Origin of the sequence: Paenibacillus solisilvae (assembly GCF_042656405.1) — a bacterium.
GTDB classification, from domain to species: domain Bacteria; phylum Bacillota; class Bacilli; order Paenibacillales; family Paenibacillaceae; genus Paenibacillus_Z; species Paenibacillus_Z solisilvae.
In genome coordinates, this window is sequence record NZ_JBHSOW010000016.1 from 176,249 (window position 1) to 195,211 (window position 18,963).

The 18,963-nt window shown below is 50.3% G+C and carries 17 protein-coding genes; 12 read left to right on the top strand and 5 right to left on the bottom strand.

The features are described from left to right. Nucleotides 1-27 precede the first annotated feature (27 nt). Together ACFPYJ_RS05160 and ACFPYJ_RS05165 are read left to right on the top strand one after the other, a co-directional pair. On the top strand, nucleotides 28-315 hold the full coding sequence (locus tag ACFPYJ_RS05160; RefSeq protein ID WP_379186979.1) for a DUF1294 domain-containing protein: 288 nt from the start codon (nucleotides 28-30) through the stop codon (nucleotides 313-315). A gap of 183 nt (nucleotides 316-498) precedes the next feature. Continuing rightward, the gene (locus ACFPYJ_RS05165) at nucleotides 499-2,592 is read left to right on the top strand and encodes a HelD family protein (RefSeq protein WP_379186980.1); all 2,094 of its coding nucleotides are present in this window, start codon (nucleotides 499-501) and stop codon (nucleotides 2,590-2,592) included. Between the two features lie 139 nt (nucleotides 2,593-2,731). Here the strand turns inward: ACFPYJ_RS05165 and ACFPYJ_RS05170 are convergent, their stop codons facing one another. After that, complete coding sequence (locus ACFPYJ_RS05170) at nucleotides 2,732-3,400, bottom strand: DUF3298 and DUF4163 domain-containing protein (RefSeq protein ID WP_379186981.1); 669 nt, start codon at nucleotides 3,398-3,400, stop codon at nucleotides 2,732-2,734. Nucleotides 3,401-3,478: 78 nt separating this feature from the next. Between ACFPYJ_RS05170 and ACFPYJ_RS05175 the strand changes: the two genes are divergently transcribed. After that, the gene (locus ACFPYJ_RS05175) at nucleotides 3,479-3,826 is read left to right on the top strand and encodes a hypothetical protein (protein ID WP_379186982.1); all 348 of its coding nucleotides are present in this window, start codon (nucleotides 3,479-3,481) and stop codon (nucleotides 3,824-3,826) included. Between the two features lie 58 nt (nucleotides 3,827-3,884). Here ACFPYJ_RS05175 and ACFPYJ_RS05180 read toward each other — a convergent pair whose 3' ends face one another. Continuing rightward, nucleotides 3,885-5,387, bottom strand: coding sequence for a phytoene desaturase family protein (locus tag ACFPYJ_RS05180; protein ID WP_379186983.1), 1,503 nt, complete (start codon nucleotides 5,385-5,387; stop codon nucleotides 3,885-3,887). Nucleotides 5,388-5,767: 380 nt separating this feature from the next. On the opposite strand from ACFPYJ_RS05180, the gene ACFPYJ_RS05185 reads away from it, so the two are divergent. From ACFPYJ_RS05185 to ACFPYJ_RS05220, 8 genes are all read left to right on the top strand, one after another. Continuing rightward, nucleotides 5,768-6,901, top strand: a complete 1,134-nt coding sequence (locus tag ACFPYJ_RS05185) for a DUF3900 domain-containing protein (protein ID WP_379186984.1) — start codon at nucleotides 5,768-5,770, stop codon at nucleotides 6,899-6,901. 121 nt (nucleotides 6,902-7,022) lie between these two features. Next, nucleotides 7,023-7,382 carry a Lin0512 family protein gene (locus tag ACFPYJ_RS05190; protein ID WP_379186985.1) on the top strand — a complete coding sequence of 120 codons (360 nt, stop codon included), beginning with the start codon at nucleotides 7,023-7,025 and terminating at the stop codon, nucleotides 7,380-7,382. A 266-nt stretch (nucleotides 7,383-7,648) separates the two neighbouring features. Continuing rightward, nucleotides 7,649-7,948, top strand: a complete 300-nt coding sequence (locus ACFPYJ_RS05195; RefSeq protein ID WP_379186986.1) for a hypothetical protein — start codon at nucleotides 7,649-7,651, stop codon at nucleotides 7,946-7,948. A gap of 204 nt (nucleotides 7,949-8,152) precedes the next feature. Beyond that, the gene (locus tag ACFPYJ_RS05200) at nucleotides 8,153-8,821 is read left to right on the top strand and encodes a response regulator transcription factor (RefSeq protein WP_379186987.1); all 669 of its coding nucleotides are present in this window, start codon (nucleotides 8,153-8,155) and stop codon (nucleotides 8,819-8,821) included. Between the two features lie 2 nt (nucleotides 8,822-8,823). After that, nucleotides 8,824-10,233, top strand: a complete 1,410-nt coding sequence (locus ACFPYJ_RS05205; RefSeq protein WP_379186988.1) for a sensor histidine kinase — start codon at nucleotides 8,824-8,826, stop codon at nucleotides 10,231-10,233. A gap of 216 nt (nucleotides 10,234-10,449) precedes the next feature. Next, the gene (locus ACFPYJ_RS05210; RefSeq protein ID WP_379186989.1) at nucleotides 10,450-11,115 is read left to right on the top strand and encodes an FMN-dependent NADH-azoreductase; all 666 of its coding nucleotides are present in this window, start codon (nucleotides 10,450-10,452) and stop codon (nucleotides 11,113-11,115) included. A gap of 343 nt (nucleotides 11,116-11,458) precedes the next feature. Continuing rightward, nucleotides 11,459-13,828, top strand: a complete 2,370-nt coding sequence (helD, locus tag ACFPYJ_RS05215) for an RNA polymerase recycling motor HelD (protein ID WP_379186990.1) — start codon at nucleotides 11,459-11,461, stop codon at nucleotides 13,826-13,828. 37 nt (nucleotides 13,829-13,865) lie between these two features. Then, complete coding sequence (locus ACFPYJ_RS05220) at nucleotides 13,866-14,303, top strand: GNAT family N-acetyltransferase (protein WP_379186991.1); 438 nt, start codon at nucleotides 13,866-13,868, stop codon at nucleotides 14,301-14,303. 112 nt (nucleotides 14,304-14,415) lie between these two features. Here ACFPYJ_RS05220 and ACFPYJ_RS05225 read toward each other — a convergent pair whose 3' ends face one another. Genes ACFPYJ_RS05225 through ACFPYJ_RS05235 form a run of 3 tightly spaced genes read right to left on the bottom strand, consistent with a single transcriptional unit; the run spans nucleotide 14,416 to nucleotide 16,393 of the window. Continuing rightward, the gene (locus tag ACFPYJ_RS05225) at nucleotides 14,416-14,889 is read right to left on the bottom strand and encodes a YhjD family protein (RefSeq protein ID WP_379186992.1); all 474 of its coding nucleotides are present in this window, start codon (nucleotides 14,887-14,889) and stop codon (nucleotides 14,416-14,418) included. Then, a complete protein-coding gene (locus ACFPYJ_RS05230; RefSeq protein ID WP_379186993.1) occupies nucleotides 14,886-16,139 on the bottom strand; it encodes a DNA polymerase IV in 1,254 nt (417 codons plus the stop codon). The genes ACFPYJ_RS05225 and ACFPYJ_RS05230 overlap by 4 nt, the downstream gene beginning before the upstream one ends. A gap of 50 nt (nucleotides 16,140-16,189) precedes the next feature. Beyond that, complete coding sequence (locus tag ACFPYJ_RS05235; RefSeq protein ID WP_379186994.1) at nucleotides 16,190-16,393, bottom strand: hypothetical protein; 204 nt, start codon at nucleotides 16,391-16,393, stop codon at nucleotides 16,190-16,192. Between the two features lie 907 nt (nucleotides 16,394-17,300). Between ACFPYJ_RS05235 and ACFPYJ_RS05240 the strand changes: the two genes are divergently transcribed. After that, nucleotides 17,301-18,899, top strand: a complete 1,599-nt coding sequence (locus ACFPYJ_RS05240; RefSeq protein ID WP_379186995.1) for an amidase family protein — start codon at nucleotides 17,301-17,303, stop codon at nucleotides 18,897-18,899. Nucleotides 18,900-18,963: the final 64 nt, after the last annotated feature.

Below are 18,963 nucleotides of genomic sequence, written 5' to 3' on the forward strand. Positions count from 1 at the left end.
AGTGACACCTAGGAGGTTAAGAACACAATGACAATGACACCGCTAACTCTCATTCTTGCTTATTTGGTCATCATGAACCTTGCTGCTTTCTTCATGATGCGAAGCGACAAACAGCGTGCGGTTCACGACCGCAGACACCGTATCCCCGAGCGTAAACTGCTTGGTGTGAGTGCACTTGGCGGCTCGCTTGGCGGCTATGCGGGCATGCGGATGTTCCGCCACAAAACGAAGCATGCCTCATTCGCGGTCGGGCTGCCTTTCATGCTTGTAATTCATATTGCCCTTGCAATCATGCTGCTCCGTTATTTCTACTAAGCCGTTCTTTATTTCGCATAATTAGTACGGATTGACTGCTGCTGACCAGTTATGCTATAGTGTTCATTCGTGCTCCGCCTGTCAACTGGCGGAAGCCATCATATGACTCGACCAAGCCGCATGAGAATGCGGCTTTCGCTGACTCCAAGCAGTGAAAAGCGGTCGAACAGGGAGGTAACTGACATGACTGTTCAAAGTGCCTTTCAAGACGAAGCCGGGCGGGTGGAAACCGTTCTGCTGCATATTCGCAACCAGCTTCGCGCAATCGGTCCGAGGTACACGGGGGACGATTTCACAGAGCAAATGCTTCAGCTCCAGCGTGATGAGCGCCAGCAGCGTCTTGAAATTTCCGAGAGAGAGCCGTATTTTGGTCGCATTGATTTTCAAGAGACGTCTCAGGAGACGCCAAAGCCGCTATATATCGGCAAAGCAGGCGTCGCTCATGAGAAAACAACGGAGCTGCTCGTTATCGATTGGCGGGCTCCCGTGGCCAGCTTATTCTATGCTTTTAGCGGCGGTGAAGCACCGGTTTCCTATGAGTCACCGGACGGTGATATCGAGGGAACAGTACACCTCAAACGTAATTTAATGGTACGGGAAGGGAAGCTGGAACGTCTTGTCGACAGCTATGTCCGGGGACAGGAGGATGAATCCGTTACGGATGAATTCCTGCTGTACCGGCTGGGTGAGAGCAAAGACAACAAGCTCAGAGATATCGTATCCACCATACAGCAGGAGCAGGACAGCATTATTCGTACGGAGAAGAATAAAGCCGTTTTCATCCAGGGCGTCGCGGGAAGCGGTAAAACAACCGTCGCTCTGCATCGCCTAGCCTATCTGATTTACAGGTATTCAGGCAGTATCCGTGCGGATCGAATGGTTATCTTTGCGCCTAACCGGATGTTTTTAGACTATATCTCCGGCGTTCTGCCGGAGCTTGGCGTCGGCGATATTGTTCAGACTACGTATACGGAATGGGCGATCGAGCAGCTGCAGAAAACCGTAAGGCTGGATGAGAACAGGGACACGATGGATTATTGGTTTGAACATCCGCGTACCCGGGCTGAAGTCGAACAGGCGCCGGGACGGCTCAAGGGAAGTCTGCTGTTTAAGCAGGCTGCCGATCAGAAGCTTGCCCAAACCGAAGAGGCTTTGCTGCCGCAGCTGCCGTTTGAACCGGTTGACGGCATGATTCTCCGCCCTTCTACCATTGCAGAATGGATTGCAACCGATGACCGTTCGGAGCCTTATATGAAACGGCGAAACCGCATAGCCAGCCGCATCAAGCGCTGGTTGGAGTCGGAATGGAAGACAAGGCGGCTTACCGACAGCAAATTAAAGGCAAAGGCCAATGCCAAGCTGAATGCCTATTGCAAAAAAATCCCGTCCTTCACAGCTGCGCAGCTCTATATCTCGCTTCTTGCAGATCCCGGCGTGCTGCCGATGCTAAATAAGGATGCGCGCAAAGAATCGGTTAAAGGCTTGAAGCAAAATCTCGTTCAGCCTGAGGATCTGGCTCCGCTGGTTTATATCCAGCTTCGTTTGTTCGGCTTGGAGCAGCCGACGTTTGACCATGTCGTCATTGATGAAGCCCAGGATTATTCTCCGTTTCAGCTGGAGTCCTTGAAGCTCTGTCAGCGGCAGGCCTCGATGACGGTGCTGGGCGATTTGCAGCAGGGGATCCATGCTTATGCGGGTATTCACAGCTGGAAGGAGCTGACCGGGCTGTTCCCGGCTGAGGATACCGGGTATTTCGAGCTTGACCGGAGCTATCGGTCGACGATGGAGATCATCGATTTTGCCAATCGCGTCTTGGGCGGTATGGGGGATGGGGTGAAACCGGCAACGCCTGTATTCCGCAGCGGGGAAGCTGTAGATGTCGAGCTTGCAGCTGACGATGAGAAGCGGCTGGAGGAAGTTGTCCGAACCGTGAAGGACTGGCAGAATGATGGAAGCTATCGAACGATCGCTGTCCTTGGACGAACCGCCCGTTCCTGTCAGGACATTGCCGATCGGCTCCTATCGGAAGGGCTTCAGGTTTCCCTTGTCCAAAGTAAACAGGAAGCATACAAAGGCGGCTTGACCGTCGTTCCGGCGTATTTGGCGAAAGGGCTGGAATTTGATGCGGTGCTAATTGCTGATGCCGACCAAGCAAGCTTCGGACCCAATGATGCCAAGCTGCTGTATGTAGCCTGCACGCGTGCTCTGCATAAGCTCAAGCTGCTGCACTGCGGCGCACTTACGAATTTAGTGCAGGAAGCTGTCGTGATGAGCTAGGACTGCAGACATAGATTTGCTTTGTAAGTTAGAGCGCTTCTGTCAGTCAGAGGATGGAGCTGCTCACCTCACAATAGCCGGCCGGGAATGTGAATCTCCCAGCCGGCTATTTGACTTGTTTGAGCATCTCTTATCCTCGCTACACGACATCCACAGAGAGCGTATCGAGCGGCCCGCCTTCCGCCGTAATACTTTGAAGCGTATAAACCGAAATCGGGAACATCGGGAAGCCGACATAATATGGCGTTATCTCGTACAGCTGAAAGTAGACGACAATCGCTTTGTCAGCCAGGTAATAATCCTGGTTCGGACTGATTGCAGTGAACCCGTTCAACAGCGGCAGATCCCTCTCTTTGAGCTGAGCGCTGATCTGCTTCGAGAGCACAGACACGTAATCGGAGCCGGGTTTGAACAAGTCTGCCAGACTGTACAGCTTCCCTGTATTAACGTCAAAGGTAAGCGATTTGGCGATTGTGTTCCCATGCGCCATTGGCGTGGAGTAGGCGTAATTGCTGAGAATCAGGCTCAGAATGCCGCGCTCATTCGTTTTGATTTCATAATGGCCGATCATTTGCATGTTCGTACCGGTCTGCACTTTCAGCTGCTCTTGCCGTAAATAAGAAGCGAGCCCGATTATAGCCCGGTTCATTTGATCCTGCACAGCCCGATTGGACAACCCGGTTATCTGAGGATAATAGATGGTCGTGCCCGGAGCTGTTGTGGTGCCCGTTTGAATACCTACCGGAAATTGAAAAGCCAACGTAATCCGCACCTTTCGGTTATGCTGCTGGGTTGATGCTGCTTCCATTAGCCTATTCAACCAAGAGGAAACGGTTCATGTTATAATTGGATCAGTTATCCAGTTGAGGGCTGAAGGAGGCTGCCGATGACAATTTCGAAACCGGCATTTTATCTAGGCTTGGGCGCGGGAATAGTTTCAATTGCGCTGTGGGTTATTTTCAATTTTTATAATCCGTATTCAAATTCCAGCGGTGACACGGTAACGCGAACCTTTATCATGCTTGTGCTGCCGGCAGTTGCGGCCATTACCGCTGTCCTGCTGTCCATTCGGATCCTGATGATGATTGCTTTTCTTTGGTCACTGCCGATCAGCTTGTATCTCAGCTTAGCTTCCATTTCTATATTTTCCATTCTCGCTGTTGCCTGTGCGCTCTACCTCGTCAGCTACTTGTTAATGAAAGCCAAGGCTTATCAACAGACGCCATCCAAATAAGGCCAGCTTCCAAGCGTGCACCCCGCGTGCACGCTTAGAAGCTGGCCTTTCTTCACCGCTACATAACCGCTTGACTCGCCAAATCGCTGCGGATCAGGTCTGCTGTCAGCTGTCCGCTGAGGGTAACCATCGGAATGCCTCCGCCGGGATGAACGGTGCCCCCTACGAAATACAGGCCGTCAACGGCTGCGCTCCGGCTGGCGATTTTGAAGCCGCCGTTAAGCTTGCGGTCCGACACGACCCCATAGATCGAGCCGCCGTTTGCGCCATACAGCGCCTGCAGATCATCCGGGACAAAATCATATTCGAACTCAATTGCCCTGCGCAGTCCGCCAGCCCCCATACGCTCCAGCTTATCCAGAACGACCTCGCGATAATAATCGCGCCGGTATATCCAGCTCTCTCCATCCTGAAGAGGAGGGACATGTGTAAGCACGAACCAATTTTCTTTGCCCTCCGGCGCTTGTCCCGGGTCTGTTTTGGATGAAATGCCAACATAGACCGTTGGATCTTCAGCTGGCAGACGTTCAACGAAGATGCGGTGGAATTCCCGCTCCGGATCCTGCGACATGAAGAAATTATGATGCTTCATATTCGGGAAGGATTGTTTGACGCCAAGCAGCAGCGCATGCCCGGAGACGCCCGGTGCATACTTGGCAAGCTTCTTCAGGGCTGCAGCGGCAGGGGCATAGTCACCCAGCAAGGAGGAATAAGCGGGAATGACTTCTTTGTTGCAGACCACGATTTCGGCAGGTATAAGCTCTCCGCAGCTTAGGCGGACACCTGCAGCTTGACCTTTGTCGACGACGATTGAAGCCGCTTCCGCATTCGTACGAACCTCAACCTCCAGCTCCTCCAGAAGCCTCAGCATACCGCGCGCAATATTGTACATACCGCCATCGACATAATAGATACCAAGCCCCAGCTGAACATAAACAAGCTGCGTTAATATTGCCGGAGCTGCATAAGGCGATGAACCGGCATACATCACAAGAAAATTCAGCAGCTGGCGCAGATGAGAATCTTCAAAATAACTTGCAGTCTTCTGTGCGACCGTCTTGAGAGGATCCATGGCAAGCAAATCCTTTAACGAGTGATGACGTCGCATATCCGCAGGGCCGCTCAAGCTGTTGCTGTAGAAGCTTTTCATGCTGAGGTCATACAGCTTGCGGGCATGCTGCAGGTAAGGCAGCAGCCGTTCTTGATCATGCGCGGAGACAGCTCCGAACTTGGCTAACAGCCGAGGCAGATCGCCGTCCAGATCCATCTGTACGCCATCCTCGAAGAAAGTACGCCACTGAGGCTCAACTCTTGTTAATGTCATGTAATCCGATAGATTGCGGCCGGCAGAGGCAAACAGCTGCTCCAGCACCCATGGCATTGTCAGGATGGATGGTCCGGTATCGAAAATGTAGCCTTTGGCTGAACGTATATTTAATTTACCGCCCGCACGTTCATTCTTCTCCAGAACGGTAACCTCGTGCCCGTCGGCTCTTAGCCGGATTGCGGCAGATAACCCGCCGAGTCCGCCCCCGACGATGAGGATTTTTTTGCTGGACATCGTTCTCCTCCTGAAAGTCATAGTCTTCTTTATTTACGGTTTGCTGCAAAAAAGCAGTTTTCATGTGACAACTGGATGCTGCTAGAAGGAACTATCCGGTCTTACTGCCATTTATACCCAGTTTGTACGCATTAGCGGCAGGAAATACCGTCATCCGAAGCTTTCCCAAAAAATATCTTCCCTATCGGCAGGATGCTAGAGGCAGCCGGCAATGGATTAGATTACATCTCCTTCAGCTGATCGCTGACCAATCCGCTAACCGCAGATGGATGTCGAACGGGGGTGAAATATGCTATGCTAAAGACTTGAAGGAGCAGCCGGTTGAGCTTTGACTGACTGCTCTTAACCGTTATTTTTGAACATAAAGGGGAAGCTGCACAATGGATTTCATCGTCAATTACTTGTCATTCTTCGTCATACAAGCGGAGGGCCCCGATAATGCCGCAAAGATGTTTAAACATTATCAGACCCTTGACCGGGAGGAATATGCGGAGAGTGAGCTCAAAGCCTTCCTGGACGGGGAGTTTCAGCGCATTGCCAAGCGAAAGGCTGAGCGTCATGCAAGCACGGAGAATGCGCCTACCAAAATCGGCCGTTTCATCGCTGAGCCCGGCTACGAGCTGGACAGCAATCCAAATTATAACTTGTTCCAACGTCTGCGTACTTCGGATTCGAAGGAGCAGTATCATGGCTTCGCAGATGAGCTTGTCCGGCTCTATATGGATGCGGCTGCCGTTCGCGGCGGAGCGCTGATTCTCGTCAGTGCAACTCCCAATAAGGTTACCGATGAACCGCTGCTGTTCGTGCTCAAATGTGATTTTGAACCGAAAATTGCTAGAATTGCCGATGAACGGCAGCTGATTTCGCATGTCGAGATGGCGATAAGCGCGCGGAATATGAAATCGATTCAATATCCGCTTATGCCGGAGGAAGGGATGATCGAACCATGGGAGCTGAAGATTCATCAGGCTTCGCATGCGAGATATTTCGAAGATTTCCTGCGCTTTGTCAGTTATGAGAAAGCGATGCCGGAGCTGATGAGCGAGCAGATGCTGACAATGGTCCATGAATACATGGAAGAGAAATGGCAGGGTCAAGGCGGTGAGGAACGTCAGCAGGAGGAGCAACAATACGAGGTATGGGCTGCAAGCGAGAAGCGGGGGCTTCAAGAGCAGTGGACACATGAACAGGTGGTAACCGCGGCGGAGAAGCTGGTTGAGCAGCAGCCCAACCTTAGCGTGTCGTTCAAGCTGGATTCTGTTTCTATTAAAGGTCCGCTCACGGATTTCGGGCAGGCGATTCATTTTGCTACCTATAACGGCCGATATATTGCCCTTATTGAAGGAGATGCGTTCCAATTTGACCGGAGCATGTCCCCTGTTGAGCTGCTGCAGCCGCCAGATCTGCTCGAAGTGCTTGAGCTAGTCGGCCGGAAGCAGATTCCGGATAATGCGCCTGAGTCCGCAGCGCCGGCCGCTGCCGGTAAACCTCCTCTTGATGAAATTCCCTATTAATTGCAATTCTCTTATAGGATCATTGGTATCTTCCACTCCGCATATTGCGGAACCCGATGTGTTCGTGATCTGGTATACTAGTAGAAAATTAGGCTGATTTTGGCGAGGGAGGTTCTTTGTTATGGAACAATTATTTTTCGTTCAACTCGGGATGGGTGCAGATTTGCATGGTCAAAGCATTACGAAGGCAGCGATCCGGGCGGTGCAGAATGCCATTCATCACAACTCCATGCCGGGACTTCGTTCTGTGCTGCCTGAGGGAAGCCTTCATAACATGAAGGTAAACGTGAAGCTGGCGGTGCCTTGTGAACGCGAGACGTTAGATGAAGCGGCGGTTAAGGCGGTCCTCCCCTATGGTCAAGTGACGATCGAGGTTATCGATGGCGGCATGGTTACGACAAGCGGTGTGATTCTTCCGGATAAACAGGATAAGAATGATCTTATTTATGTCGTAAATGCTTCAATTGAGGTAGGCTTCTGACGTCGGAACCCAGAACATTCGGAGGACTGACCCTTCAGATTGCTCGTCCGCGCATGATTGCGCGCGCAGCGGCTTACCTGTTTCTTAAGAACTGCTCTTTAACCAGCCGGCCGGAGTCTCCGGGCTGACTGGTTTTATTTTTTTTGCTTAGTGACGGTTGCTTTTGCAGCGGTGATTGCCTCTCTAGTGACGGTTGCTTTTGGAAGAAAGGGTGATGTAAAGTGGTGACAACATCCTGAGGATTGCAAAGGGGTTTACCGATACCGATGTCTATACGCGCCAAACTGCTCATTTCTTATACTACGCTGCTGGTCGTCACCTTGTTCTTGTTTATCGGAGCAGCTGTTCTGATCACATTAGCAGCTGCCGGTGAAGTGACAAGTCTCAGTAAGATGTACAAAATTCATTATACGAACTATCCCCTCACAGCTGACGAGGAAAGCGTCTGGAGCTCAAGTATTTGGCTAAGCAGAACCCGGCTGCTGCTGGATACGGACAAGCTGCTTCCGTTCGAATATAAGCTGCGCCATGACCGCCTATACGGAAGGGAAGCTATGGACGGCTAAGCAGGTTGCTGTGGAATTATTAAGAAGAATTGAACCGGTTCATCTCAAGGGTGATTTGCTGCGCCTTTATGATAAATGAGTTCAAATGCATACTGGTGTGAATGTATATCTGTTCATATTCTGTTCATATAACCGTCGTATATTCACTCTAGAGCTGCAGGAAAACCATTACGTATATGACTAGAATCGGAGATGAATCGGGCGATGACCAAACTACTCGTCGTTGACGACGATCCGTATATCCGTGAGCTTGTTAAGCTTTTCCTCACCAGGGAGGGTTTTGAGGTTATTGAAGCTTCGGATGGATTAGAAGCGCTGCGTCTGCTCGAGACGGAGCAGGTTAATATGGCCATTCTTGACGTGATGATGCCGAACATGGATGGCTGGGCACTATGCAAGGAATTGAGGGAGACGACTGAGCTTCCCGTCCTCATGCTGACTGCCAAAGGGGAAACCAACCAGAAACTGAAAGGCTTTGAGCTTGGAGCTGATGATTATCTTGTGAAGCCATTTGAGCCGCTGGAGCTTATTGCACGGGTTAAAGCTTTGCTTAAGCGATATCGGATTGCGATCTCACAGTCCGTACAGGTTGGGGAAGTCGTGTTAAATCGCATCACCTATGAGGTTACTTCTTGCGGACGCGCCGTCTCGCTTCCGCTTAAGGAATTTGAGCTCTTGTTCAAGCTGGCTAGCTACCCGGGGCAGACCTTCTCCAGGGAGCTGCTGATTGAACAGCTGTGGGGCTTTGATTATGAAGGAGATGAGAGAACGGTAGACGTCCACATTAAACGGCTTCGGGAACGGTTCCCCGAGGAACAGAACCGGTTCCGAATACAGACTATCCGGGGTCTCGGTTATCGGCTGGAGGTATAGGGATGTGGGCAAAGATCGGTATCCTTAAAGTTATCGGCGGCATGATATTCATTAACGTTATCATTTTATTATGCTGGAGCCTTTCTTTTACAATCGTTTCTTATGTGAAAGAGAAGCGGAATGAGTCGGGCGTGACAGCTGAGATGGTTCATGACGGTAAGCTTCTCGCGGATATGCTTGCACGGCGCGATACTTCATGGACGGAGGGCTTAAACCGGATAGCCGAGCATAATCAATATTCGTTTGTAGTCATCGACGGGAAAGGCGCCGAACATCATTATGGAAGCAGCGGAGGGAATTCTCTTCATCTGCCGAAGACCAGCGTGCAGTCCGTTCTTTCGGGCGGTGAATACGAAGAAATCAAGCGAAGCAATATCTTTAAATCTGGTGCTGCGGTGGTGGGCGTGCCTCTTGAGCTTGACGGCAGGCAGGCTGCGTTATTCATTCAGAGCCCTACCCCAAGTTTATACCGGAACTATGGAATCCAGCTTCTCACGGTGTTTGGCGGATTCGTCATTATGTTCATCGGCATGCTCTCGCTTCGGCCTTGGAGACGTGAAATGGGGGTTCTCTACAGCATCATTGACGCGATCCGCAGGATGTCCAAGGGCGACTATACCGTTGCTATTCCAAAAAATCAGAAGATTCGCGGCCAATATGGCGAGCTGGTGGAGAGTATCAATGACATGGCCTCCGAGCTCAGTCAAGTCGAGCAGATGCGTCAGACATTCATATCCAACGTCTCGCATGAGATTCAATCGCCGCTAACGTCAATTCGCGGGTTTGCCCGTGCGCTTCAGCAAGGTGATCTTGAGAAGGATCAGCGCCTTCATTACTACAACATCATTGAAACAGAAAGCCTCAGGCTGTCCAAGCTAAGCGATAACCTGCTGAAGCTGACATCGCTCGAGTCGGATCAGCATCCATTTGAGCCAAAGCCTTACCGGCTGGATAAACAGATTCGACGTATGATTCTTGCCTGTGAACCGCAATGGGTAGAGAAAGATATCATGATGGATGTTGATATGGATGAAGTCACCCTTACGGCTGATGAAGATTTGATGTCGCAGGTTTGGACGAATATACTGGCCAACAGTATTAAATTTACGCCCGGCGGCGGTATCGTATCCGTCGAAGCAAAGGCTGTCCAGGACGGTGTGAAGGTCGTTATTTCGGATAATGGCACAGGCATCTCTGAGGAGGATCTGCCGCATATCTTCGAGAGATTCTACATGGCCGACAAAGCACGCAATCGCACGATTGGCGGAAGCGGGCTCGGCTTGTCCATCGTCAAACGGATTATGGATATGCATCACAGTGAAATTCAGGTCAGCAGTAAGCGTGATATCGGAACGACGTTCACTCTTATGCTTCGTAATTATAAGGATGAACAAACGGGAGAATCTAAGTGAGGCATGCATGGAGGTTGGCTGTAAATGATTGCTGCCCGGCCAGCGGTAGACAAGTCGATCCGAATTCGGAATTTAGCTGCTGCCGTCTTCATTTGCATGGCAGACGTTCCAGATTTTAATCCTGCCCAGATATTATTCGTGCACATGAGGGAGCTATGACCGGTACATGCTAGTGGTGTCTGTCATTCTAAGCGCGAGAGGTTGGGATTTCCCTTCATGGCTAAATTATTGCATATCACTGCACATCCGAATGATCATGAGGCATCGTATAGTATGGCGGTCGGTAAAGCATTCATTGATGCTTATCGTGAGGCCAATCCGCAGGATGAGATTATTCATCTGGATTTGTACAATTCCGTCATTCCCCACATCGACGCTGATGTATTCAGCGGTTGGGGAAAGCTGCGCTCAGGCAGTGACGCCAGCCAGCTAAACGATACGGAGAAAGCTAAAGTAAGTCGGCTGAATGAGCTGGTTGAACAGTTTATTGCCGCGGACCGGTATGTTTTCGTAACGCCGATGTGGAACTTCTCGTATCCGCCTGTTATGAAAGCTTATATCGATTCAGTCTGCATTGCGGGCAAAACCTTCAAATATACGGAAAAAGGCCCGGTCGGTTTACTGTCTGATAAATCAGCAATCCATATTCAAGCAAGAGGCGGGTTTTACTCCGAAGGCCCTGCAGTGGACATGGAGATGGGTCACCGTCATTTGTCGACTATTATGCAATTCTTCGGCATCAACGACTTCAAAGGGATCTTCGTAGAGGGGATGGCGGCCGCTTCGGATCAGGCATCAGCGATTAAAGAGAAGGCTATCGCACAGGCGCGCGAAGAAGCGAAGACCTTCGGTAAAACGAAGGTTGGCGGTGCGGCAAACTAAGCATTCATTATCCAAGCAACAAAATAGAATCCCCTCGCTGCCTGTTTATGACTGGCATCGAGGGGATTTCTGCATACATAGGTAGGGAACATTCACTGCAGCTGCAAATAAAAAACAGAGCCGCATCAGCTGCGCTCCGTGATTGATTGTGAATGAAAGACCAGTTGATTTTGCTAACTGTGTCTGTTATTATAAGATTTGGACTTTAAGTTGAGATTCAACAAAAATACGTAATTATCCAAAATAATTATAGCACAGGATGATGAGCGGAGTCAAGTTACTTTTTCGCCCGATTTTTTGCAGCGTATTATACAGAGATTTATTTGTGAGGGGATGGGTTAAATTGAGTCCAACCAACCAAGAACAGCAGTTTGAGCAGCAGCGTGTGGATCAGGTCGTCGATCATATCCATACGCGGATCGAATCACTTGAGGAGCAAACATCAGGTTCAAAATCTGAAATGGTCGATATACGTAAAAATTTCTGGGATGACGTCACGGTCAATTTTGAGGATTCTGCGGAATCAGCAGAGACGTATGCCAGCTTGAAGCAGCAGGCGGAGGTCCTCTCTGAACGGGAGCGTACTTACAGGCAGGCCGAGGTACAGCTTCGCACGTTGAAGAAGCTGCAGCATTCCCCGTACTTTGGGCGGATTGATTTTACGGAAGAAGGGCAGTCCGATACCGATCTCGTTTATCTGGGTATAGCCTCTCTCCGGGATAAGAATGATGAAGACTATTTGATTTACGACTGGCGTGCGCCGATATCAAGCCTCTACTACGATTATCCTCCAGGTCCGGCTCAAGTGGAGACACCTTCTGGAACCATTCAAGGTGAACTGCAGGTAAAGCGGCAGTTCGTTATCCGGGATGGCCAGATCGTAAGCATGTTCGATACCGGTGTGACGATTGGCGATGAACTGCTGCAGGAGGTGCTTGGCAAGCATTCCGATGCCCAAATGCGAAGCATTGTCGCGACTATCCAGCGGGAGCAAAATCGAATTATCCGTAATGTTCGCAGCCGTCTGCTTATTGTGCAGGGAGCAGCAGGCAGCGGTAAGACATCTGCAGCCCTTCAGCGTGTCGCTTATTTGCTCTATCGGTTCCGGGGGACGCTTAGCGCGGATCAGATCGTATTGTTCTCACCGAATCCGATGTTTAACAGCTATGTGTCAACCGTGCTTCCTGAGCTTGGCGAGGAGAATATGCAGCAGACCACCTTTCAAGAGTATCTGTCTTACCGGATTGGCCGTTCCTATACGCTGGAAGGTCCCTATGAACAGCTGGAATATTCCTTAACCGCAATGGATCATCCGGAATATGAGGCACGTATGGCAGGTATCCGCTACAAAGCTTCGTCCGATTATGTTACATTGATTGAACGTTATCTAACCTATTTGGGCGGGCAAGGGCTGATATTTCGCGATATTATGTTCCGCGGAGAGCCGGTTGCTGCAGCGGCGGCGATAAGGGATTATTTCTACGCGCTGGATCGCTCGAATTCCATTGCTAACCGGCTGCGCTTAGTCGCGGAGTGGCTTCTTGAGCTGCTGCGAAAACGGGAAGCTTCCATCCGCCGTGATGCTTGGGTGGACGAAGAGGTGGAACTGCTCGATAAAGAGACTTACTTAAAGGCTTATCAAAGCCTGAAAAATAAAAAAGGTTATTCGTCCTCTTCCTTCGATGACTTCGATCGTGAACGCGAGCTGCTGGGCAATTATGTCGTGCGTGAGCATTTCAAGCCGCTTCGTTCGCAGGTGCGGAAGCTTGGATTTATTAATATCCGCGCTTGTTTCCGCCATTTATTCACTGACCCGCAGTTCGTTAGGAATTTGGCGGCTGACTGTCCTAACGGGGCTGGACTGCCATCGGGCTGGGAGGTTATTGCTGAGCAGACCATGGAGCGGCTGAACCGCCGTGTGATGGCATATGAGGATGCGACACCATTCTTGTATCTGGTGGAACGCATCCGCGGCTTCCAAATGAACACCTCGGTGAGGCATTTATTAATTGATGAGGCGCAGGACTACACGGCTTTTCAATTTGCCTTCTTAATGCGTCTCTTCCCGCGGAGCAGAGTGACAGCGCTCGGTGATTTGAACCAGTCGATTCACGCTCATACAGCTGCTCAAGGCAGCGGGTTTGACGCGTTGACGGAGCGGTTCGGTACCGAGGAGACCGAGATGATCATTCTGACGCGGAGCTACCGCTCGACGAGGCCTATTGTGGAATTCACAAGCCGATTCATCGAAGGCGGCGATTTGATCGAGCCGTTCAACCGCGATGGGGCGAAGCCGGTGCTAACGGCCGTTACGGATAAAGAGGAGCTCCACCGCTCCATCCTGCATAAAATCAAGCTTCTGCGATCAGAGGGATGCCATACGATTGCGGTCATTTGTAAGACAGCGGAAGAGAGTGTGCAGGCTCATGAAGCTCTGTCACCTCACGAAGAGCTTCGCTTGATTCAGACTGAAACCACCACTTTCGAGCCTGGCAATGTTGTTATTCCATCTTATCTGGCCAAGGGAGTCGAGTTTGACGCTGTCATCGTCTATGACGCTTCTGCGGACAGCTACGGGCGAGAGAACGAGCGCCGTTTGTTCTATACCGTATGTACGAGGGCCATGCATGAGCTTCATCTCTACGCGGTTGGAGCAGGATGGAGTCCGTTCATCACGGGAGATGCGAAGCGTTTAGCCCTTGTTGAGGCTTGATTTTTCTTATAATTGCACATAGAAAGAGGTTTTATTGTTGGAATTAATCAAAGTAACAACTGAAGAGCTTCTTAAAGAAGCATTAGCGATCCGGTTCGAGGTTTTTGTTCGCGAGCAGCAGGTTCCTGAAGAGCTGGAGTACGATGATTTCGATGTGTCTCCTGCAGCGTGTAACCATTTTGTCGTTCAGGAGCAGGGGCGGATTATTGCAGCCGGCAGATGGCGCGAGTATGAGCCGGGCGTTGTTAAATTTCAGCGCATCGTCGTTGCAAAATCCTACAGGGGACGCGGAATCGGGAAGGTGCTGCTGCTTGGCATGGAGCAGGACGCCAAGCAATCCGGTTACCCCGTTGGCGTATTGGAGGCACAGTGCACAGCGGAGGCCTTCTATCATAAGCTCGGTTATGTAACCGAATCGGCAGAGCCGTTCCTCGATGCCAATATTCTGCATGTGAAAATGCGCAAGCAGCTGTAGCTGCTGGCTTAGCCGCTGTATAGCATTCAACGCAGACCCAAAACAGACATCCACAAGGGACGTCTGTTTTGGGTCTGTCTGTTTAGGATGCAGATTTGGTTTGAATAGGCCGTCATTTCATTTCTTTCAGCAGCGCCGCCAGCTCCGAGGTATATCGGGTCAGCTGCACGCTGATCTCCGACCGCATCACATCACGGGTCATGCCGAAACGTTCTTCATATCCCCGGCAATAATAACGGTGATAGACGACCAAATCCGACTGCTCCTCGGTTAGGATTTTGATGTTGCGTTTCTTAAGCTCGCCCCGCAGGGTATACAAGTCCTTCATGATCCGCTCCAGAATCTTCTGGCCAGCCAAGACGTACATGCGTCTTAGAATATTAGTGGAGTGCTCCACGTCGGCGATGCTCTTCTGAACCATCTTCTCCATGTGGGGCAGCAGGATATAGTCGCGGATCATGGTGCGTTCCTCGGCCGTAATGATTTTGGCAGCGGCCGCAGGATGGCGCTGCTGTTCATACTGCTCCACATGCTCCGTCAATAACATTTTGGATTTCCAGCGTTCGTTACCGTCTAGTTTGCTCATCTAAAGTGTCCTCCAATTTGTTCGGCTCGTTCCCTTGCTACGCCGGCGTCGAGCAGAGAAGAGGCGCGCATAATCGCATGGCTTCCGTATCGCTCCTTGATTCCGTCAATGACATACTCTTTGCGATAGGCGCGGGATCGATCATCAAAAAGCGTGAGCTGGATCACGCTGTCGTCTGTCAGAGCGGATAAGGAGACGCTTAGGTTGCTGATCGGCAATCCGCTCCAATGCTCGAGGAATAGTTTATGTGCCGCCGCTGCCACTTCGAGCGTCAGGGAAGTCGGCTGCGGCAGCGTAGTCTGCCGGCTGAACCAAGACGAATGCTGGCCGTCGGTCTCGGCAGCGGCAACCGAAACCACGGAGCCCATATAATGATGGCGCCTTGTGCGCTGGCATACCTCGACGACCAGCTCGAGCAGGACGACCTCAATGTCTTTGAGGCAGCGGTACAGATTCCAGCGCAGCGCCTTGCCGTGGCTGACGGATTTCAGCTGATGCCGGATCCCGGAGACGACGGGGCTCGGATCGATGCCGCGCGCCGTCTGCCAATAATACCCGGCCTGAATATCACTCTGCTTGCCCATTTCCCGCCGCATCCTTCGCTTAAACTCGCTGAAATCCAGCCGCGCAATATCGCCGATGAAGGATAGACCCATCCGGGTAAAATGCCGGGTCATGGCGGAGGCTACCATGAACATGTGATGGACCGGAAGCTTCCACAGGGTGGACTCCAGCGTGTCGGAGGAGAGCTCGTAGATGCCTTCGGGCATCTTCTTGGCATAATTATCGGTCGCCATTTTGGCAAGGATCTTCGTGGGGCCGATGCCCACCCTTGACCACACCCCTGTTGAAAGCAGGACTTGATTCTGAATGTCCTGGGCCATGGCATAAGGGGAGCCGTAGCGGGCAACCGAACCGGTCACATCCAGAAACTGCTCATCAATACTGTAAGGCTCCACGAGATCCGTATAGGACTCGAAGATTTGGGTGATGAATAACGAGACCCCAATGTAGGTCTGCATTCTAGGCCGAATGACAACGAGATCCGGGCACCGGGCCAGCGCTTCTCCCACGCGCGATGCTGTCGTCACGCCGCGGGACTTGGCAATCGGACACGCCGCGAGCACGATGCCGTTCATCCTCGCAGGATCGCCCACGGCAACCGGTATATCGCGATATTCGGGATGGGCCGCCTTCTCCACGGATGCGTAAAAGGACTGTCCGTCGATTAGAAAAATTTGTCTCGACATAGGATAACCCTCCATCAGCAGTACTTGTAAGAAGTGAAGTGCGCGTTCACTCAGGCATAATTCCGGACCGGCTGGATAGCTAATATGCCGCTTCGCAGAAACAAACGAGGAGCATGGGAGCTCAAGCATTTGGCCTTCACATGCCGTTCAGTAGCGGCGTAGACATAGATGAGGCGCTGGGTAATCTGATCCTGCCCATCCTGATAAATAATCTCGATCGTCTTGCCAATGTATTTGTTCGCGTCTGCGATCATCGAATCCGCCTCCGGTTAGTGAGCTGATTGCCCTGCGTGCCCGTTATGTTCCCTAGGAAGCCGAAGCCCGAGCACGATATAGCAAAGAACATCTGTTCGTGTTTATTATACTACGAACGTACGTTTGCTATGCAAGTACAATTAGTGGAATTTATGGGAGGGGGGAGCCCCCAGTGTCATATTCCCTAAATAATAAGAATTGTTTCAAAAATGCATGCTACGATGCTATCGATGCCAGGTCCTGATCCGGAACGTGATAGCTGGTTAGTGAAGCCATTGCTAGAATGAAAGCTGAACGTACTGGTGTTAAGGATCGCTAATATAGCGGGCTTTTTTGTTTGCCATGAAACTTATGAAGGAAGTTGTATGAGATCAGGCACCTGACTGCTTCCCAAAAAAAGTGACTGTTGACTGATATCGAATATGTTAGTAATATGTAATAAAACATCACATAATATAAAGGGGTCGATGACAAAAAGAGACTTCCAACGTGTTTGATCAGCTGAAAGATTCGAAGTTGGTACTGCAGAAAGCAGTCACCTTTTCGAAAAAAGAAATCGATTACCGAAATCGTTTCTACAATTGTTTACTAGGATAGGCAGCTTCAAATTGTTGATTTGATCCTGAAGACATTAAGGGACCATTTTGTGATTTTCGTTTTTACGATGCAATATATAATTGAAAAAAGCCATTTTATGGAATAGTCTTTCCTGCGCTATTGGTGATCGAGAGTTTAGACTTTACTACTATTTACACTATGGCAAATTAATAGGGTATTCATTACTGTTTGAAATGGTTATGCAATATTAATGTGAAATTAAATAACATCGAAATGGGTGAGCATCGTATTCCAAGAAGTTCTTGTTTATACAATGGCAGAATGACTATCCAAGAGGAGATGATTTGAATGATTAAAAATTTGCGAATTTCCATCTTATTATTGCTGATGATTGTTGCGATTGTTCCGACCACTATTGCTGCCGAAGGAGGATCTCCGGCCAAAAAAACCTTTGTCATCGAAGAGGCCACGATTGCAGACATTCAGAAAGCATTAGCTTCGGGACAACTTACATCGGAAGCTCTTGTAAAATTTTATCTGCAAAGAATCGATGCAATCGATAAAGCAGGTCCTCATTTAAATTCGATCATAACGGTAAACCCGCATGCGCTGGAAACGGCTATTGAATTAGATAAGGAACGGAAAACAAAGGGGTCCAGAGGGCCGATGCACGGGATTCCCGTCATATTGAAAGACAATTATGATACGGCGGATATGCCGACTACAGGCGGATCCGCATCTCTCAAAGGCACTGTCCCTGTTAAGGATGCGTTCATGGTGAAAAAACTCCGTGACGCCGGGGCGATTATTCTGGCCAAAGGGAACTTGGATGAATGGGCGCATGGCGGAGCGCCGGGCGGGGGCTATAGTTCGGTAGGCGGGCAAACATTAAACCCATATAAATTGAACCGTGGTCCTTCCGGCTCCAGCTCCGGTCCCGGTGCGGCCGTTGCGGCAAATTTGGCTGCGGTCGGCATGGGCACGGATACACTCGGTTCCATTCGCGGTCCGGTAGCAAGCAACGCACTCGTGGGCATAAAGCCGACTTTGGGGCTTACCAGCCGTTCCGGAATTATTCCTTTTTCCTTGACCTTTGACGTCGGCGGACCCATAGCCCGTTCCGTCGCGGATGCGGCTATCCTCCTCGGTGTTGTTGCAGGTGCCGACTCGGACGATCCCGCGACTTACCAAAGTATAGGGAAGTCGTATAAAGACTACACGCCATTCTTGAAAAAGAACGGGCTGAAGGGCGCGCGAGTCGGAGTTTTACGCAATTATTTCGGGGCTAATGCGGAAGTAGACCAATCCGTAAACGTCGCCATCAAAGATATGCGAAAACAAGGGGCCGTAATTGTGGATTCCTTGAAAATCCCGCAGGATCTGATTGACGTTTCCGGTAAAATCTACAGCACCATTTCGGATTTGGAATTTAAATGGCAGCTTGAAGATTATTTTAAAACTAGGGGCAATGCATTTCCGTTTAAAACATTATCCGACATCATAGTGGATGCAGAAAAAAATAATCTGCCGCTTAATGATAACGTGCTTGGACGTCTAAAGACAGCAGATGCCAGAGAGGGACTTCAGGATCCTTATTACCAGGCCACATTGAAATATGGTCCGGAATCGTTTCGGAGAGTCATCGATCAAATATTGAAAGATAATGATCTGGATGCCGTTGTATTTCCGACAAGCGGTTGTACCGCTCAGCCCCTTGAAGGAGTAAATGACGCTAGCTATAAATGCGGGCAAGCGCCCGGCAGCAGTAATTTAGCCAGTTTATCCGGGTATCCATCCATTTCGGTACCGACGGGGTTTGCGTCGGACGGGCTTCCCATTAGTGTTTCATTTTTGTCAGGAGCATTCAGCGAGCCGACCCTTATTTCGTTAGCGTATTCCTATGAACAAGCAACCCTTCACCGGAAGCCTCCGCAATTTTTAAAATAAATAGAGGAATGGTCTGATCGTTCCCTTCCAACCGGTGCCTAAGCTCGGATGCCGCAAAGGTATT

Bases quoted from the DNA above. Each gene is read 5' to 3' on its own strand.
- ACFPYJ_RS05190 (WP_379186985.1), top strand. From the start codon at position 7,023: ATGGAACAATTATTTTTCGTTCAACTCGGGATGGGTGCAGATTTGCAT.
- ACFPYJ_RS05230 (WP_379186993.1), bottom strand. From the start codon at position 16,139: ATGTCGAGACAAATTTTTCTAATCGACGGACAGTCCTTTTACGCATCC.
- ACFPYJ_RS05240 (WP_379186995.1), top strand. From the start codon at position 17,301: ATGATTAAAAATTTGCGAATTTCCATCTTATTATTGCTGATGATTGTT.
- ACFPYJ_RS05180 (WP_379186983.1), bottom strand. From the start codon at position 5,387: ATGTCCAGCAAAAAAATCCTCATCGTCGGGGGCGGACTCGGCGGGTTA.
- ACFPYJ_RS05185 (WP_379186984.1), top strand. From the start codon at position 5,768: ATGGATTTCATCGTCAATTACTTGTCATTCTTCGTCATACAAGCGGAG.
- ACFPYJ_RS05205 (WP_379186988.1), top strand. From the start codon at position 8,824: ATGTGGGCAAAGATCGGTATCCTTAAAGTTATCGGCGGCATGATATTC.
- ACFPYJ_RS05160 (WP_379186979.1), top strand. From the start codon at position 28: ATGACAATGACACCGCTAACTCTCATTCTTGCTTATTTGGTCATCATG.
- ACFPYJ_RS05200 (WP_379186987.1), top strand. From the start codon at position 8,153: ATGACCAAACTACTCGTCGTTGACGACGATCCGTATATCCGTGAGCTT.
- ACFPYJ_RS05170 (WP_379186981.1), bottom strand. From the start codon at position 3,400: ATGGAAGCAGCATCAACCCAGCAGCATAACCGAAAGGTGCGGATTACG.
- ACFPYJ_RS05210 (WP_379186989.1), top strand. From the start codon at position 10,450: ATGGCTAAATTATTGCATATCACTGCACATCCGAATGATCATGAGGCA.
- ACFPYJ_RS05165 (WP_379186980.1), top strand. From the start codon at position 499: ATGACTGTTCAAAGTGCCTTTCAAGACGAAGCCGGGCGGGTGGAAACC.
- ACFPYJ_RS05195 (WP_379186986.1), top strand. From the start codon at position 7,649: ATGTCTATACGCGCCAAACTGCTCATTTCTTATACTACGCTGCTGGTC.
- ACFPYJ_RS05225 (WP_379186992.1), bottom strand. From the start codon at position 14,889: ATGAGCAAACTAGACGGTAACGAACGCTGGAAATCCAAAATGTTATTG.
- ACFPYJ_RS05175 (WP_379186982.1), top strand. From the start codon at position 3,479: ATGACAATTTCGAAACCGGCATTTTATCTAGGCTTGGGCGCGGGAATA.
- ACFPYJ_RS05235 (WP_379186994.1), bottom strand. From the start codon at position 16,393: ATGATCGCAGACGCGAACAAATACATTGGCAAGACGATCGAGATTATT.